General features: G+C 68.8%; 14 protein-coding genes. 9 read left to right on the top strand and 5 right to left on the bottom strand.

What is annotated here, in order from left to right; genetic code table 11:
* Positions 1-1,026, bottom strand: coding sequence for an App1 family protein (locus MRBLWO12_RS07375; protein ID WP_363554134.1), 1,026 nt, complete (start codon positions 1,024-1,026; stop codon positions 1-3).
* Between the two features lie 4 nt (positions 1,027-1,030).
* Positions 1,031-1,702, bottom strand: a complete 672-nt coding sequence (locus MRBLWO12_RS07370) for a DedA family protein (RefSeq protein WP_363554132.1) — start codon at positions 1,700-1,702, stop codon at positions 1,031-1,033.
* 41 nt (positions 1,703-1,743) lie between these two features.
* Here MRBLWO12_RS07370 and MRBLWO12_RS07365 point away from each other — a divergent pair, with 41 nt between their 5' ends.
* Positions 1,744-3,072 (top strand): anthranilate synthase component I family protein, encoded by a 1,329-nt coding sequence (locus MRBLWO12_RS07365; protein ID WP_363554130.1) that lies wholly within the window; start codon positions 1,744-1,746, stop codon positions 3,070-3,072.
* Positions 3,073-3,106: 34 nt separating this feature from the next.
* Positions 3,107-5,683, top strand: a complete 2,577-nt coding sequence (leuS, locus tag MRBLWO12_RS07360) for a leucine--tRNA ligase (protein ID WP_363554128.1) — start codon at positions 3,107-3,109, stop codon at positions 5,681-5,683.
* 47 nt (positions 5,684-5,730) lie between these two features.
* Here the strand turns inward: leuS and MRBLWO12_RS07355 are convergent, their stop codons facing one another.
* On the bottom strand, positions 5,731-6,726 hold the full coding sequence (locus tag MRBLWO12_RS07355) for a hypothetical protein (RefSeq protein ID WP_363554126.1): 996 nt from the start codon (positions 6,724-6,726) through the stop codon (positions 5,731-5,733).
* 186 nt (positions 6,727-6,912) lie between these two features.
* Between MRBLWO12_RS07355 and MRBLWO12_RS07350 the strand changes: the two genes are divergently transcribed.
* The 5 genes from MRBLWO12_RS07350 to holA all read left to right on the top strand — a co-directional run bounded on the left by MRBLWO12_RS07350 (position 6,913) and on the right by holA (position 13,072).
* Positions 6,913-7,527, top strand: coding sequence for a ComEA family DNA-binding protein (locus MRBLWO12_RS07350; protein ID WP_363554124.1), 615 nt, complete (start codon positions 6,913-6,915; stop codon positions 7,525-7,527).
* A gap of 50 nt (positions 7,528-7,577) precedes the next feature.
* Complete coding sequence (locus MRBLWO12_RS07345) at positions 7,578-8,213, top strand: DUF1684 domain-containing protein (RefSeq protein WP_363554122.1); 636 nt, start codon at positions 7,578-7,580, stop codon at positions 8,211-8,213.
* 35 nt (positions 8,214-8,248) lie between these two features.
* Positions 8,249-9,523, top strand: coding sequence for a hypothetical protein (locus MRBLWO12_RS07340; RefSeq protein WP_363554120.1), 1,275 nt, complete (start codon positions 8,249-8,251; stop codon positions 9,521-9,523).
* A gap of 180 nt (positions 9,524-9,703) precedes the next feature.
* On the top strand, positions 9,704-12,025 hold the full coding sequence (locus tag MRBLWO12_RS07335; RefSeq protein ID WP_363554118.1) for a ComEC/Rec2 family competence protein: 2,322 nt from the start codon (positions 9,704-9,706) through the stop codon (positions 12,023-12,025).
* Positions 12,026-12,034: 9 nt separating this feature from the next.
* Positions 12,035-13,072 (top strand): DNA polymerase III subunit delta, encoded by a 1,038-nt coding sequence (holA, locus tag MRBLWO12_RS07330; protein WP_363554116.1) that lies wholly within the window; start codon positions 12,035-12,037, stop codon positions 13,070-13,072.
* 86 nt (positions 13,073-13,158) lie between these two features.
* Here the strand turns inward: holA and rpsT are convergent, their stop codons facing one another.
* A complete protein-coding gene (gene rpsT, locus MRBLWO12_RS07325) occupies positions 13,159-13,419 on the bottom strand; it encodes a 30S ribosomal protein S20 (protein WP_141871754.1) in 261 nt (86 codons plus the stop codon).
* 256 nt (positions 13,420-13,675) lie between these two features.
* Between rpsT and MRBLWO12_RS07320 the strand changes: the two genes are divergently transcribed.
* Both MRBLWO12_RS07320 and MRBLWO12_RS07315 read left to right on the top strand, forming a co-directional pair.
* Positions 13,676-15,064 (top strand): GH1 family beta-glucosidase, encoded by a 1,389-nt coding sequence (locus MRBLWO12_RS07320; protein ID WP_363554113.1) that lies wholly within the window; start codon positions 13,676-13,678, stop codon positions 15,062-15,064.
* Positions 15,061-16,284 carry an MFS transporter gene (locus tag MRBLWO12_RS07315; RefSeq protein WP_363554111.1) on the top strand — a complete coding sequence of 408 codons (1,224 nt, stop codon included), beginning with the start codon at positions 15,061-15,063 and terminating at the stop codon, positions 16,282-16,284. Before MRBLWO12_RS07320 ends, MRBLWO12_RS07315 begins: the two co-directional genes overlap by 4 nt.
* Here the strand turns inward: MRBLWO12_RS07315 and MRBLWO12_RS07310 are convergent.
* Complete coding sequence (locus tag MRBLWO12_RS07310) at positions 16,279-17,007, bottom strand: alpha/beta fold hydrolase (protein ID WP_363554109.1); 729 nt, start codon at positions 17,005-17,007, stop codon at positions 16,279-16,281. The two genes, MRBLWO12_RS07315 and MRBLWO12_RS07310, sit on opposite strands and share 6 nt — an antisense overlap.
* Between the last annotated feature and the right edge of the window lie 68 nt (positions 17,008-17,075).

Here is a 17,075-nt window from a genome sequence, read left to right as displayed (position 1 = left end):
TCAGTGCAGGATGCCGGCCTCACCGAGCAGATCGCGCAGCCCGGCGCCGTCCTCGGCGCTCACCCATGGCGCGGTGTCCTCGGAGTGGGGTTCACGTCCGGCACGACCACCGGCCATGACGGCTTCGGCGGGGAGCAGGCGTCGGATGGCGACCCCGGCGACGGATTCGGGGTGCTCGTCCATGAACTGCGTGTAGATCGACTCGTCGTGCTGTCCGTCGTCGCCGATCAGCAGCCACTTCACATCCGGGAACTCAGCGGCGAGGCGGCGCAGGTTCGTGAGCTTGTGCTCGCGGCCGCTGCGGAACCAGCGGTCGTGCGTGGGCCCCCAGTCGGTGAGGAGCATGGAGCCGGCCGGGAACAGATGTCGTCCGAGGAAACGCCAGAGCGTGGGCGCGACGTTCCACGCGCCTGTGGAGAGGTAGACCATCGGGGCGCCGGGGTGCTGGCGGAGCAGTTGATCCAGCAACACCGCCATGCCCGGCACCGGGATGCGCGCGTGCTCGTCGAGCACGAAGGAGTTCCAGAACGCGATGAACGGACGGGGGAGTGCCGTGACCATCACCGTGTCATCGACGTCGGACACCACGCCGAAGTTCGTGGACTCCGCGACGATGAACGCGCGTGCCTCGACAGGTTCCTGACCTTCGACCGAGATCGTGAACGTCTGCCAGCCGGGTTCCAGGTCGGCGGCGATGCGGGTGTCGACCACCCCGCCGCGGTCGGCCACCACATGGTGGGTGGTGTCGCCGATATGCACGTCGACGGCGGCGAAGCTCACCGGAATGCCGACGAAGCTGCGCCAGCCGCGCACGCTCGCGAGCTCGCCGTCTTTGGTGCGTCGCTGCGCGGGGACGATCAGGACGCGCCCGACCACGCGGACCCATCCAGGGCCTCCGTATCCGGGGAACGGCACGATCGTCGCGGCGCGGCCTCGACGGCGCGCTCGACCTTCGCGCCACACATGGAGGCGGTGCTCAAGACGGGCGAACCAGTGGATTCGGGGCGCCGGGGGTGCGGAAGCCATTGCTTCAGTCTTTCACGTCACTCTCGTGTTCCGCGTCGGGTGCATCCAGATGACGCGACTCGAGACGGGTCAGGAGCTTCTTTCCGAGGAAGACCAGCAGGAGGAACAGGGCGATGACACCGACGAAGATGTAGCCGGCGAAGTGCACGCGATCCACCAACTCACGGAATCCGCCGGCAGCGAGCGATGTCACCGAGACGTAGGCCGTCGCCCACAGCAGACAGGCGGGGGCCGTCCAGGCGAGGAAGCGTCGGTAGGAGTAGCCGCTCATTCCGACCGTGAGCGGGACCAGGGAATGGAGCACGGGGAGGAAGCGGGACAGGAAGATGGCCAGACCGCCTCGGCGCTCCAGGTAGCGCTCGGCCCTGACCCAGTTGTGCTCGCCGATGCGGCGCCCCAGCCAGGACACGCGGATGCGCGGACCGAGCCAGCGTCCGAGGACGAAGCCGATGCTCTCGCCGATCAAGGCACCGATCACCACGGCGATCACCATGAACACGCCCTCGAGGGGAGTGGCGACGCCCATCGAGGCGATGATGACGATCGTGTCACCGGGGACGACGAGACCGATGAGCACGCTCGTCTCGAGGAGGACGGCGATGCCGGCGATCAGGGTGCGGGTGACCGGATCGATGGACTGCACGAAGTCGAACATCCACAGCAGCAGGTCATCCACCCCATGAGGATACGGGAGCGCGACGGTCCTAGTCTGTAAGCGTGCCTGAACGCCTGCGCGCCCGTCTGCTCCCCGCCTGGGTCGAGCCCGTCGCGGTGTTCCGGTGGCTGGAGGCGGCGGAGTCCGAGGTCTTCTGGCTCGACGCCGGAGCGGATGCCCGCACGGGGTGGAGCTTCATCGGCCGGGGCACGATCGCGGAGCTTCCTGCCGCGTTGAGACTCGACGCCGCATCGTCCGACGCCACGCTGCCTCCATTCTCGGGGGGATGGGTCGGATGGCTCGATTATGAGAGCGGAGCCCGCGCTGCGGGAGTGCCAGTCTTCGAGAGCACGACCGAGGGGGGAGCGTGGCTGGGTGCCACGCATGTCGTCGCCTTCGACCATGACGCGGGTCAGACGTGGGCGCTCGCAGACGCCGACGGACTCGATACCTGGACGGATGCCCTGGCGGCGATGTCCGCTTCCGCCGCCGACGTCGCCTCGTCGCGCCCCGGTGCACCGCCGACCGGTGCGCCCTTGATCGCCGAGGCGCGGCACGACACCGACGAGTACGCCGGGCTCATCCAGCGCTGCCGGGAGCTGATCCGCGCGGGCATCGCCTATCAGCTGTGCCTCACCACGCGTTTCTCCGTGCCCGGGACCCATGACCCCGTCGAGGTGTACCTGCGCCTCCGCGCGGCGACCCCCGCGCACCATGGCGGGTTCGTGCGCATCGGCGGGCGGGCCCTGCTCAGCGCGAGTCCCGAGCAGTTCCTGCATGCCGAGCGAGGTGTCATCCGCACCCGGCCGATCAAGGGAACCCGGCCCCGCTCGGCCGATGCTGCACAGGATGCTGCGCTCGCCGCGGAGCTCGCGGAGAACCCCAAGGAGCGCGCGGAGAACGTCATGATCGTCGATCTGATGCGCAACGATCTCTCACGCGTCTGCGAACCGGGGACGATCCGTGTCGACGGACTCTGGGTCGTCGAGAGCTACCCTGCGGTGCATCAACTCGTCAGCACGGTCACCGGAACCGCCGTGGCGGGAACGACCGTCGGAGCGTTGTTGGACGCGACCTTCCCGGCCGGGAGCATGACCGGAGCGCCGAAACTGTCGGCGATGGCCCGGCTCCATGACCTGGAGGGCGCGGCGCGCGGCGTCTACGCCGGATGCTTCGGGTATGTGGGCGTCGATGGCGCGCTCGATCTGGCGATGGTGATCCGCAGCATCGTGATCGACGCCGAGGGTGCGGTCGTCGGTGCGGGCGGGGGAATCACCTGGGGCTCCGATCCCGCGGCGGAGGTCGCTGAGGTGGCGACCAAGGCGCGGGCGCCGCTTGCCGCACTCGGCGCCGTCCTGCCGGTGCTCTGGGGTTCCGATATCCTGAACTGATCCCGTTTTTTCCATCAGATTGGTCGTGTGTTCGTTGTCTGAGAACCTGTCCACAGCTCCTGCCGAGGACGAGTCGTCGTCGGCGCATGCCATCCAGGCCAAATGGCAGAAGTACTGGGCAGACAACGAGACCTTCCTCACGGGTGGCGACGATGACACCCGCCCGCGACGCTACGTGCTCGCGATGTTCCCCTACCCCTCAGGTGACCTGCACATGGGGCATGCGGAGAACTACCTCTACTCCGACATCGTGGCGCGCTTCTGGCGTCACCGCGGTCACAACGTGCTCAACCCGATCGGGTGGGACTCCTTCGGCCTGCCCGCCGAGAACGCGGCGATCCGTCGCGGTGCGGACCCGCGCGAGTGGACGTACTCGAACATCGCGCAGCAGAAGGAGGGGTTCCAGTCCTACGGCGTCTCCTTCGACTGGACCCGCGTGCTCCACACGTCGGACCCCGAGTACTACCGCTGGAACCAGTGGTTGTTCCTGAAGCTGTACGAGCGCGGCTTGGCCTACCGAAAGAAGAGCCCGGTCAACTGGTGCCCCCACGACCAGACGGTCTTGGCGAACGAGCAGGTCATCGACGGGCGCTGCGAGCGCTGCGGCACCGAGGTCGTGAAGAAGAAGCTCACGCAGTGGTACTTCCGCATCACCGACTACGCGGATCGTCTGCTGGATGACCTGAACCAGCTCGAGGGCTTCTGGCCGCACAAGGTGCTGCAGATGCAGCGCAACTGGATCGGCCGCTCGATCGGTGCGGATGTCGACTTCGAGATCGAAGGACGCACCGAGCCGGTCACCGTCTTCTCGACGCGCCCCGACACGCTCCACGGCGCGACGTTCTTCGTGGTGGCCCCGGACTCCGATCTCGCCTCCGAACTGGCGGCGGATGCGCCGGCAGAGGTTCGTCAGCGCTTCCAGGACTACCTCGCCCAGGTGCAGAAGACGACCGACATCGACCGGCAGGCCACCGATCGCCCCAAGACCGGGGTCTTCCTCGAGCGGTATGCGATCAACCCGGTCAACGGCGAGAAGCTGCCCGTCTGGGCGGCCGACTACGTGCTGGCCGACTACGGTCACGGCGCGGTCATGGCGGTTCCCGCACACGACCAGCGCGACCTGGACTTCGCCCGCGCCTTCGACCTGCCGGTCAAGGTCGTGGTCGACACGACAGCTCCGATCACCGGTGCGATGCCCGTGATCGAGGTCGATGAAGAGGGCGTGCCGATCGACACCGGTGCCGCGCTCGACGAGCAGAACCCGGCATCCACCGGCGTCGCGCTGACCGGCGAGGGGCGGATGATCAACTCGGGCGCGCTCAACGGACTCTCCAAGCGCAACGCGATCGCGCGGGCGATCGAGCAGTTGGAATCCCGGGGCACCGGACGTGCGGCGAAGAACTATCGCCTGCGCGACTGGCTGATCTCGCGCCAGCGCTTCTGGGGCACGCCGATCCCCATGCTGCACGCCGACGACGGCCGCATCATCCCGGTCCCCGAGGACCAGCTGCCGGTGAAGCTGCCCAGTGTCGACGGGCTCGACCTGTCGCCCAAGGGCACCTCGCCTCTGGGGGGCGCCGAGAGCTGGGTGCGCACGACCGACCCCGAGACGGGCGACCCGGTGCTGCGCGACCCCGACACCATGGACACCTTCGTCGACAGCTCGTGGTACTTCCTGCGTTTCCTGTCGCCGAACAGCGACACCATGGCTTTCGACCCCGCCCAGGCGGACCGTTGGGCCCCCGTGGACTCGTACATCGGTGGTGTCGAGCATGCGATTCTGCACCTGCTCTACGCACGCTTCATCACCAAGGTGCTGTTCGACATGGGCCTGATCGACTTCACCGAGCCGTTCTCGAACCTGATCAATCAGGGCATGGTCATCCTCAACGGCACGAAGATGTCGAAGAGCAAGGGCAACCTGGTGCTGTTCCAGGACGAGCTCGACGCTCACGGCGCCGACGCGCTGCGCGTGGGCCTGGCGTTCGCCGGCCCGGTGGAGGACGACAAGGACTGGGCCGACGTCTCGACCACCGGTGCGCAGAAGTTCCTGGCACGCGCGCTGCGCATCGCCGGCGAGGTCTCCAGCCCTGTCGACGTGGTGTTCGACGGCGGCAACGCCGCGCTGCGCCGCGCCTCGCACAAGCTGCTGGCCGAGGCGCCGGCGCTCGTCGAGCAGACCAAGTTCAACGTGCTGGTCGCGCGCCTCATGGAGCTCGTCAACATCACCCGCAAGACGATCGACGGCGGAGCAGGGGCGGCGGATCCTGCGGTGCGCGAAGCCGCCGAGACCGTCGCCGTCATGCTCGACCTCATCGCTCCGCACACCGCGGAGGAGATGTGGGAGATCCTCGGCCACGAGCCGTCTGTCGGCCTGGTCACCTGGCGTTCCGCAGACCCGGCTCTGCTCGTCGAAGACACCATCACGGCCGTCGTGCAGGTGGGCGGCAAGGTCCGCGCGCAGCTCGAGGTGCCTGCGCGTATCGGCGAGGCCGAGCTCGAGGCGCTGGCGATGGCGGATGAGCGCGTGATCCGGTCGATCGGCGACCGCGAGATCGTCAAGGTCATCGTGCGCGCCCCGAAGATCGTCAGCATCGCCGTCAAGGGCTGACGGCGCTCTGCTCCTGCGCCGGCCCCGCCAGATGGTGGGGCCGGCGATCAGGTCTCCGGGTTCAGGAGCGCCAGCAGCTCTGCGGGCGCGGTGCGTGCCCGCATCCCCGGGTCGATCAGGCGCGCGCATCCGTCGAGTTCGACCGTCGCGGCGACCTCTCCACCCGTGTGCTCGAGGTGGACGACGATCACGGCGGTGGCTGTCGCCGAGCACGAGCGTGCAGTAGCAGGTGCCGTGCGTGCGAGGGCGGTCAGTTCCCGTGCTGCGTCGGCGTCCAGTTCTCGTACGCCGACGAACGTCGTCGTGTCCGCGCCCGACGTGCTCTGCGCCGACGATGCGGCGGTGTAGTCGCAGAGCCGTGCGCCCGTGATGGAGTCTGCCTCCGGCCACGCCGGCATCGCCATCGGGATGAGCGCATCGTCGGAGAGCGGAGTGCTCCCCGGTGGTTGCTGCTCGGTCTCCTGCAGGTCATCGAGACCGGCGATGATCAGGAACTGCGGCTGCGTGTCGCAACCGGCCATGTTCGCGGAGTTCGACTCGACGAGTGCCGTCGGGATGAACGTCTCCTCCACCACCTCCAACGACTCGACCGCCTCGTCCAGGCCGACGGCCTTGGGAGCACCGCAACCGTCCGTCGGGATCGCGACCCGGATCACCGTTCCGTCGGCGCCTTCGATCCAGAGTTCGGGAACCATGTAGGCGATCGCCGGGCAGGGGCCGCTCGAGTGCGGATCGCTCGGCTGAGCGAGGGCCGCGAGCACGGGGCCGAGATCGCCTTGCCGCCGTTCCAACAGTGCGCCCGACCACGTTCCCGATGCGTCCTCTTGCGAGGCGAAGGGGTCGCATCGCAGCACGGCGACCGCGGTGAATCCAGCCGGGACCAGACCGGCTTCGGCGTAGTCGTCTTCATACGTCTCGGGGCACACGACCTCCGCGACGGGTGAGGCTTCGATGCGAGGGTCGGGACCTATGCCGGGGACGAGCCCGCAGCCGCTGAGCAGCATCGCGATGCCGAGCAGCGCCATCGCTGTGATCCGTCGCATCCGTGCCACCTCCTCTTTCGACGGTAGCCGGGGATGCGATGCACCGGGCAACAGGGCCATAACGATCGACGGCGGCGGAATCGCGTGCCCGCGACTCCGCCTGCACGTCCGCCGCGCGATGACGGTTATGCACCAGCGCGGGCGCGGAGAGGATCGGAGCCCGCCGGGTGCTCGTACCGTGGCGGGATGGTCTCTTCAGACACGCCGCCGGTGGAGGCGTCGCGCGCGCGGCCGCATCGTCTGCGACTGAGCATCGGGGCGGCCGTGGTGCTGGGGCTCGTCGTGCTCTCGGCCGCGGTCGGCCTGGGCATCATGCGGGGGCAGGCCGCCCCGAGCGAGTCCGTTCCTCTGACCGGCGCGGCTGCATCCCCGGCGCCGCGCGGTGACCTCTACGTGCACGTGCTCGGAGCGGTGGAGCGCCCTGGACTCTACGTCCTCGACGTCGATGCCCGCCTGGTGGACGCGGTCGCAGCTGCCGGCGGAACGACGGATGACGCCGACCTGGGGGCGGTCAACCTCGCGCGCATCCTGGCCGACGGAGAGCAGATCGTGGTGCCTGTCGTCGGAGCCGTCGGCGATCCCGGTGCGCCCTCAGTGCGAGCTGCTGATGACCTGATCGACCTGAACACCGCCGACCAGGCCGCGCTCGAGACGCTGCCTCGCATCGGCCCGGCGCTCGCTGAGCGGATCATCGCGTGGCGCGAGGAGAACGGCAGGTTCCAATCGGTCGACGATCTGCTGGCTGTGCCGGGGATCGGAGAGAAGCTGCTGGAGGCGATCCGTGAAGGGGTTCGGGTGTGAGTGGGTCGGGGCGGCGCCGTGTCGGGCGCCCGGGCCCGTACCCTGGGTCCATGACGCTCATGAACGCCCGTACCGCCGCCGAGGTCGTCGACTGGCGCCGCCGCGTCTTCGCCCTGTACGCCGCCGTGCGGCAGATGGACTCTCCGGAAGAGGCGCACGAGCTGTGGCGGATCGAGAGAGACGAGCTCATGCTCCACCATCCCGCCACTGCCCTGTCAGCGGGGGACCGGACGCTCTTCGAGGGATTGCCCATCGCCTCGTACGACCCGCAGTGGCGCTTCGAACTTCCGATCCTGCCTGCCGAACCCGGCGGTTTCGACTTCGAGACCGGAACCGATGGCATCGTGCCGTTCGAGCGGATCGGCGCTGTCGAGATCCCGGATGCCGGTTCGCTCGACGTCTGGCGGCTGAAGTCCTACGGCGGCGGGCTGTTCATCCCGGTGCGCGATGCACTGGCCGGCCGACCCGGAGGGACGTACGGCGGCGGACGCTATCTGATCGACACGATCAAGGGTGCCGACCTCGGCTCGGATGCGGCGGCCGGAACGATCGTGCTCGACTTCAACTTCGCCTACAACCCCTCCTGCGCGTATGACCCGGCATGGGCCTGCCCGCTCGCGCAACCAGGCAACGTGCTGTCGGTGGCCGTGCCGGTGGGAGAGATGTACGCCGGGGCGGTGGTCTGAGCGTTCCACCGCGCCGTCTCGATACGCTGAGAGTCATGGGGGCGACGAGTCAGCGGACACGAGGACGATTTGCAGCGATCGGAGTGGTCGGCCTGATCACGGTGTCGCTGCTCACCGCCTGCAGTGGTTCCGCTCTGCACGGCGACTTCCGCGCGGCCTTCGCGGGAGACGAGACGGTCGAAGACTTCGAACTCTCGACCGCAGACAACATGCCCTTCACGGATGGGCTGAGCGCCGAGGTGCGGGCACGAGACACCGCTTCCGGCGACGAGCTGGTGGCATTGGCCGATCGTCTGAGCGAGTTCGCGCGTGAACACGCGGCCGAGGACGTGCGCATCACGATAGAGGCCGCCGATCTGACCGTTCCCGTCTTCGCGGATGCCGAGATCAGCGCCGGTGCGATGGCACGCGGGCTCGATCTCGTGGATGACGATCGGGTCGACTCCGTCATTCTCAGCGCGCGCACGGAGGCGAAGGGCGTCACGGGCGTGAGTGTCCAGCTCGCGGAGCACGGAGCGGGCAGTCCCGTCTTGGCCTTCGACCTCGCCCGCACCATTCCCATGCTGCTCGACGACGTCACCGGCGGAGCGAACCTGCATCTGGCGATCGTTGCGGATGATCGGGTACGGATCGACGGGAACGCGGGCGCCTGGGTCGACGACGTCGAACAGGTCTGGCGCGCGGTGTCGAACGAGGTGACCGTCACCGCTCTGCGCGCTGAGCCAGGACGGCTGAAGCTCACCCTCGCGAAAGAAGCGGATCTCGCCGCAGCGCAGGAGCTCAGCGCCGCGACGGAAGCCGATCTGGTGGTCGTCTTCGCGAGCCCGCTCGTGCTGCTCGGCGCGGATGCATCCGGCGATTCGGCCCGTGCGCTGCTCGGTGCGGTGGCGCCTGCGGACGTCTCGGGCGTGCGGAATGTGTGGACCGATGACGACCGGGTCGAGTTCTTCGTCGATTCCGTGGCGCAGGCGAGATCTGCGGCGACGGCCTTGTCGGCACGCCCCGAATCGGCGGCCTTCACAACGCTGACGGTGACCGTGGGCGACCCCGATGAGCCGTCACTCAGCGTGACGGCGGCACCGACGAGACTCGGGGACATCGTCGCATCCGCGGGCGACCTGCTCGCAGACGGCGACGTCGCCTCACTGGTGAGCACCCCGCGCAGCACGACGCTCGTTTTGGCGGAGGATGCCACCGATGCTGAGCTCGAGAGTCGCCTGTCCACGCTCTCCGGACTGGCCGACGAGGGAAGTCGTCTGTGTGCGAATCGCTCCGACGGCACCGGAATCTGCGACAGCGGAGCGCCGTGACAGGGATGGTGGCGAGGAAGCGTCGCCCGACGAGAAGGACCTAGGCGCCCCGGCTAGGAGACTCACTCCCTCTGCACAGAAGGGGCACGAGCGAGGTTCCGCGCATCTGCGGCAGTCTCGCGCGGGTGGTGCCCGTCCCGCGCCTTAGCGTGGCCGGATGCGAGTGAGACCGGCAGCAGCATGACGCGATCGGACGTGCGTCTGCTGCCGGTCGCACTCGGGGTGTGGATCGCCGCGTTGCTCGCGGTGTTCTGCCCACCGATGACGTGGTGGCTCGCGGGCGGATGCGGGATCGGCGTCGTGATCGTCCTCGTCGGTGCGGGTCGGAGGGGAGCGGCGACGGGCGCGGGGCTCGCACTTGTGATGCTCGCCGCCATGGCGGCCGTTCTGGTCACGGTCGGCCTGGCGCTCCCGGCGCGAGTGCAGGCGACCGAATCCGGAGGTCGTGTGGTGGAGGTGATCGCGGGCGTGACGTCGTCGGCATCGGTCGGTCAGGATGGGCGGCTGTGGTTCGAGGCGCAGACCGTGAGTATCGGAGTGCGGGGAGAACCGCGATCGGTGTCGGTTCCGGTACGGGTCGGGGTGGAGCCGGGGGACGGGTTCGATCTCGGCGCCGTGGTTCGTGTGGTCGGCGAGGCGGAGGCGACGGATGCCGGTGAGCGCTCGGTTCTCGTGGTCTACACGAGCGAGGCGGAGGTCGTGCAGCCGGCGGGAGGGATCTTCGGGGTCGCGGCGGGCCTGCGTCGTACGTTCGTGGAGCGGGCTGCCGGTCTGCCGGAGCCGGGAGCGGGTCTGTTGCCCGGGCTGGCCGTGGGGGATACCCGTGCCGTGTCCGAGGCGCTGAACGACGACATGCGCAGCACCGGTCTCAGCCACCTCACCGCGGTCAGCGGCGCGAACTGCGCGATCGTCGTGGGCGCCGTCTTCTGGTTGGCCGCGCTGTGCGGGTGTCGACGGAGTGTGCGCGTACTGCTCGCCGCTGCGGCGCTGAGCGGCTTCGTAGTGCTCGTCACCCCGGAACCGAGCGTCATCCGCGCCGCCGTGATGGCGGGCATCGCGATGGTCACCGTGCTGATCGGTCGGCCGAGAGCCGGAGCGGGCATGCTGGCCCTCGGCGTCACCGGAATCCTCATCGCCGATCCGTGGTTGGCGGCGACACCCGGGTTCGCGCTATCCGCGGCAGCATCGGCAGCTCTCATCCTGTTCGCGCCTCCGCTCGGACGCGGTCTCGAGCGCGTTCTGCCGGCGCCGCTCGCCCTGGCGATCGCGGTGCCGCTGTCTGCTCAGCTCGTCTGCGGTCCGATCATCGCCCTGTTCGCGGAGCAGCAGTCGTTGATCGGGGTCGTGGCGAACCTGCTCGCGGCTCCTGCCGCGCCGGTGGCGACCGTGGTCGGGATGCTCGCGTGTCTGGCCGCGCCGGTGCCGCCGCTCGCCGATCTGCTGGCGGCATCCGCATGGCTGCCCACGGCGTGGATCGCGACCACCGCAACGACCGCTGCGCAGTTGCCGATGGCGCAGATCCTGCTCCCGGCCGGCATTCCCAGCGCCCTGTTCGTCGCGGTCGTGAGCGCGGCGATCGGCGTCGTCCTGCTGCGGAGAACGAGGGCGACGTCCGGACGGACGTGGATCTGGTCGCGATGGGTCCGCCGGTGCGCGGCAACTGTTCTGATCATCGTCGCCGCCCTCGGCGTGGGGCATGCACTCTTGGAAGGACCACTGGCCACGCTCCGCACACCGGACGGATGGGCGATCGCGGCCTGTGATGTCGGGCAGGGCGACGCTCTGGTGGTGCGGTCGGAAGGTGAGATCGCCCTGATCGACACCGGACCTGAACCGGAGGCGTTGCGGGCGTGTCTTCGGTCCTTGGGCGTCGACCGGATCGATCTGCTGGTGCTGACGCACTTCGACCTGGATCACGTCGGCGGTCTCGAGGCCGTCCAGGGGCGCGTCGACGAGGTGCTCCACGGTCCACCGTCGGACGAGGCGGACCAACTGTCATTGGACGGCCTCGCAACCGGGGGCGCGATCGTCCACGACGCGGCGGCAGGTCTTCAGGGGGTTATCGGTGCGGCCGCGTGGCGCGTGCTGTGGCCACAGCGTGCATCGGTCGCGTTCCCCGAGGGCAACGATGCGAGCGTCATCGTGGAGTTCGCCGGTGGGGAAGTGCCCCGATCGTTGTTCCTGGGGGACCTGTCGGCGGCACCCCAACGGATGCTGACGCGCACGGCCCCGCTCACCAGCGGGTACGCGGTGGTCAAGGTCGCGCATCACGGCAGCGCCGATCAGGATCCCGGACTCTACGAGGCCCTGGACCCGACGCTCGCGATCTTCAGCGCCGGAGCGGACAACGACTACGGACATCCGCGAGATGAGACCTTGGATCTCCTGGCCGCAAGCGGGGCACACCTGCTCCGCACGGACCAGCAGGGGCGCATCCTGATCGGGATGCAGGCCGGCGAACTGCAGGTGTGGGCAGAGTCGAGCGTCGGTGCCCCCGGGTAGTCTGGGAATATGGCTGCTCCGCGAAACTCATCCCGTGGCGGGGCTAAGCCCACCAAGATTCCTCAGGTCTCCTGGCGTGAGCCCCGGCCGGCGCCCCTGGTGCTCGTCTCGGGCCCCGAAGAGATCTGTGCCGAACGTGCGATCGCCGGTGTCCGAGACTACCTGCGCGCCGAGGACCCCGCGCTCGAGGTGACCGACGTCCGTGCCGACGATTACGCCCCCGGCACGCTGCTCGCGCTGACCTCGCCCTCGCTGTTCGGCGAACCGCGGCTGGTGCGAGTCTCGGGCGTCGAGCGCTGCTCCGACGCGTTCATCCAGGAGGCCGTCTCGTACCTGGAGCATCCGCAGGAGGGCGCGACCGTCGTTCTACGTCACACCGGCGCGAGTGTGCGCGGCAAGAAGCTGCTCGATGCGCTCCGCGCCGGCACCGGTGGGGGGATCGAGATCGCGTGCCCGGCGATCAAGCGCGACGGCGACAGGGTCGACTTCGCAGCAGGGGAGTTCCGCACGGCGAAGAAGCGCATCGCGCCACCCGCGCTTCGGGCTCTGGTCTCCGCCTTCGCCGACGACCTCACCGAATTGGCCGCCGCGTGCCAGCAGCTCATCGGAGACGTCGAGGGCGACATCACAGAAGACATCGTCACCAAGTACTACGGCGGACGCGTGGAGGTGTCGGCATTCGTGGTGGCCGACACGGCGATCGCCGGCCGCTACGGCGAAGCACTGATCTCGCTGCGGCACGCACTCGCCTCCGGCGCCGATCCGGTGCCCATGGTCGCGGCGTTCGCGATGAAGCTGCGCACCATGGCACGGGTCGCGGGCAACCGCGAGCCGAGCAGGCAGCTCGCCCAGCGCCTGGGCATGAAGGACTGGCAGGTCGATCGCGCACGCCGCGACCTCGCCGGCTGGAACGAGCGATCCCTGGGTATGGCGATCCAAGCCACCGCGCGAGCGGACGGCGAGGTGAAGGGCGCTGCCCGAGACCCGATCTTCGCGCTCGAGCGCATGGTCACCGTCATCGCGACGCGGCAGCCGTTCGGCGAGTAGTCGACAGCGCTTCATCCCGGCCGTGAGCACAGACAAGAAGAAGGCCCGCCCCGAAAACGGGACGGGCCTTTCTCAGATGCTTCAGCTCAGAGAGCGGCGACCTGCTTGGCGAGAGCCGACTTGCGGTTCGACGCCTGATTCTTGTGCAGGACACCCTTGCTGACGGCCTTGTCGAGCTTGACGGCAGCCTTCTTCAGGGATGCCTCGGCTGCTGCCTTGTCGCCAGCGGTGACGGCGGTGCGGGTCGAGCGGATGAGCGTCTTGAGCTCGCTCTTCACGGCCTTGTTGCGCTCGTTCGCCTTGGCGTTGGTCTTGTTGCGCTTGATCTGCGACTTGATGTTTGCCACGTGTGGACGCTTTCTGTACAGGAGTGATTCGGAGTGTCGGCACCAGAAGAGGGCTGCTGCGCGACGGTCGTGAGGGAAGAACCCACACGCAAGCCAAGAACCAACTCTACCAGCAGTGGGCAGGATCGCGCGAAACGAGCGCCGGGCGCGGCGCCCGCACGCAGGGGAGACCGGATGAATGTCGAAACTCAGTCGCGGCAGGGGTGGCACCGGGTGCAGAATCATCACTAACCCGACATCGACGTCAAGGAGCGAGATGAGCCCCGTCCCCGTCCCCGTCGTCCTGCCTGCCGGCTTCCGCTGGTCCGCAGCGACCTCCGCAGTGCAGATCGAGGGCTCACCACGTGCGGACGGCGGTGGACGTTCGATCTGGGATGACTTCATCGCCACTGCGGGAGCGGTGAAAGACGGCTCGACCGCTGATCCCGCGTGCGACAGCTATCGGCACCCAGACGCCGACGTGGAACTCATCGCGGGCCTGCAGCTCGACCGCTATCGGTTCTCGATCCCGTGGGCGCGCGTGCAGCCGGACGGCCGAGGACCCGGCAACACCGCCGCGCTCGACCACTACTCCCGCTTCGTCGACGCGCTCCTGGCGGCAGGGGTCACGCCGTTCCCGACCCTGTACCACTGGGAGATGCCGAGCGCGGTCGAGGAGGACGGCGGGTGGCTGAACCGGGATAACGCCGAGAGGTTCGCCGACTACGTGTCCATCGTGGCCGAGCGGCTGGGCGACCGCGTCGCGCACTGGTACACGCTCAACGAGCCGGCGATGACCACGCTGCAGGGGTACGCGACGGGCGCGCTCGCTCCGGGGCGGCAGCTGCTGTTCGATGCCCTGCCGACCGTGCACCATCAGCTCCTCGCGCACGCGCGCGCCGCGACGGTCCTTCGCGCGAGCGGGGCTGTTCAGGTCGGACTCGTGAACAATCACACCTGGGTGCAGCCGCTGCACGACACCCCAGAGGACCAAGCAGCCGCGCTGACGTATGACACGATCCACAACGGCGTCTTCCGCGAGCCCCTGCTCGCCGGAGCGTATCCCGATCTCGCGGTGTTCGGCCTCCCCGACATGCCCGTGCGCGAGGGCGACCTCGAGTCGATCGGATCGTCGATCGACTTCTACGGCATCAACTTCTACAACCCGACGACCGTGACTGCCGCTGATCCGTCGAGCCCGATCCCGTTCGACATCGTCCCCACGCCGGGCGCTGCTGTCACCGGTTTCGGGCCGGAGTGGCCGATCGTGCCCGACGCGCTGCGCGACCTGCTGGTCGACCTGCACGCCCGCCACCCGGAGATGCCCGCCGTGATCATCGGGGAGAACGGTGCGTCGTTCCCGGAGCCCGATCGCGCCGGACGCGTCGACGACCAGGACCGGATCGACTACCTCTCGCGCCATATCAACGCCGTCGCCGAAGCGATCGCCGCCGGCGTCCCGGTCGAGGAGTACACGGTGTGGTCGCTCCTGGACAACTGGGAGTGGGCCGACGGCTACACCCAGCGCTTCGGTCTGGTGCACGTGGACTTCGCGACCGGAGAGCGCACCCCCAAAGCCTCCTACGACTGGTACCGCGACCTCATCGCGGCCTCCCGCACGGAGAACGTGCAGACACGCACGATGCACGAGGAGGAGACGCGATGACCACGACGACGACGAAGGTCGGCTTCCGGTGGATGTCGCTGTTCACACTCGCGTGGTTGGCGATCTGGACCGTGCAGCTCACGCCCGTGCAGCTGCTCCTCCCGTTACAGCTCGACACCCCGGAGGACGACTGGATCAGGGGAGTGGTGTCCTCGGGCCTGGTGCTCGGTATCGGCGGCCTGGCGGGCATCGTGGCCGGGCCGGCGGCCGGGGCCCTGTCGGATCGCGCGGGTGTCGGACGGCCGCGCCGACGTCCGTGGGCACTCGCGGGCGTGTGGCTGACCGCCGTCTGTCTCGTTCTCACCGGCTATGCAGAGGGCCCGTGGGCCGTCGGGGCGGCGTGGGTCGGAGTCTCTGTCGGCGTCGCCGTATCGTCGGCAGCCTTCACCGCTCTGATCGCCGACCAGCTGCCTTCGACGCAGCGCGGCGCCGCATCCGCGGCAGTCGGATCGAGTCAGGCCGTCGGCATCGTGCTCGGCGTGGGGCTGGTCGTACTCCTCGGGCTCGGCATCCAGGCGGGATACCTGCTGCTCGCCGGCATCATCGCGGTGGTGGGAACCGCGGTGGCGCTCCTCCTGCCCGACCCGGCCGCGACCGCGCAGATGCGCCCGCCGCGCGAAGGCCGCCGTGCGCTCGCCTCCCTGCGCGACCGAGACTTCGCGTGGATGCTCTCCGGTCGCCTGGTGACAAACATCGGCAACGCGCTCGGGACCGCGCTGTTCCTGTTCTTCCTGCTGCACGGGCTCGGACAGCCGAACGCCACAGCCCAGGACAACCTCCTCCTGCTGATCGTGGTCTACACGGTGTTCGTGGTCCTGGCCTCGGTGCTGACCGGGATCATCTCGGATCGCACCGGCAATCGCCGCCGTCTGACGATCGCCGCCACAGTCGTGCAGGCCGCTTCGGGGGTCGCGATCGCGCTCGTGCCGACGTTCGAGATGACGATGGTCGCGGCGGCGCTGATGGGTCTCGGCTATGGCGCCTTTTCGACGGTGGGTCTCGCGTTCGCCGCCGACCTGCTGCCCGATGAGCAGGACCACGCACGCGACCTCGGAATCGTGAACGTCACCGCGGCACTCGGCCAGCTCATCGGTCCGGTGCTGGGCGCCGGGCTCGTCGCGCTGGTCGGCGGCTTCTGGCTGGTCTTCGTCGCCGCCGCCGTGCTGTCGATAGTGGGAGGAGTGCTCACCGCGTTCGCACGACAACCCGCGCGGTCATGATGCCCGCGGTGTCTCCACGGTCGCGATCGCGAGCTGCAGCACCGCGTTGAACACTCGAGGACGCATGGCAGTCACCAGGTGAGTCGTGCGCGGAACGATGATCAGCTCGGCATGGGGTGCGAGCCGCTGGAAGAGGCCCTCGTTGACCCGCAACTGGTCGTACTGCCCGTTCACGAACCAGAGCGGGATGCGGATGCGCTCGAGCGCCGACGCGATATCCAGATTCGCCAGGCTCTGCAGCGCACGGTCCTGGGTGTCGAGCGCGTAGCCGCCCGCCGCGAAGTCGGCACGTGTCTCCAGCGGAATCGTCGCGTCGAGGATGCGCTCGGTGAGCCAGAGTCCGCGATCCGGAAGCCGGTCCACGGCGCGGGCGACGATCCGGTACGCCGACAGACTGGTTCCGCGGGGGAGTGCTGTGCACGACGCGGCGATGAGCGCGGTCACGGGAGGAGCGGCACCGCCGCCGACGTAGGCGAGGCAGAGCAGCCCGCCCATCGAGTGCCCGACCAGGAGCACTGGTCCGCGCGCGGCGGCAGCCCGAACCGCGGCATCGATCGTGTGGAGCGCTTCCTGGAGAGTGAAGTCCTCGTCCATGCGCGTGCCGTGGCCTGGCAGATCCACTGCGGTGCATGAGTAGCCGTGATCGTCGAGATACGCGACCTGCGACCGCCACATGGTGGCCGAGGTGCGGATGCCATGCACGAGGACGATCTGGACGCTCACTCGATCAGCCTAAAGAAGCGTCGCCTGAGAGACCACCCGCGGCACACGGAAAAGCGGGGCCGGTGGAA

Origin of the sequence: Microbacterium sp. LWO12-1.2 (assembly GCF_040675875.1) — a bacterium.
GTDB lineage: Bacteria > Actinomycetota > Actinomycetes > Actinomycetales > Microbacteriaceae > Microbacterium.
The sequence above is the reverse complement of the archived record's forward strand: the minus strand, read 5'-3'. Positions and strand labels throughout refer to the sequence as shown.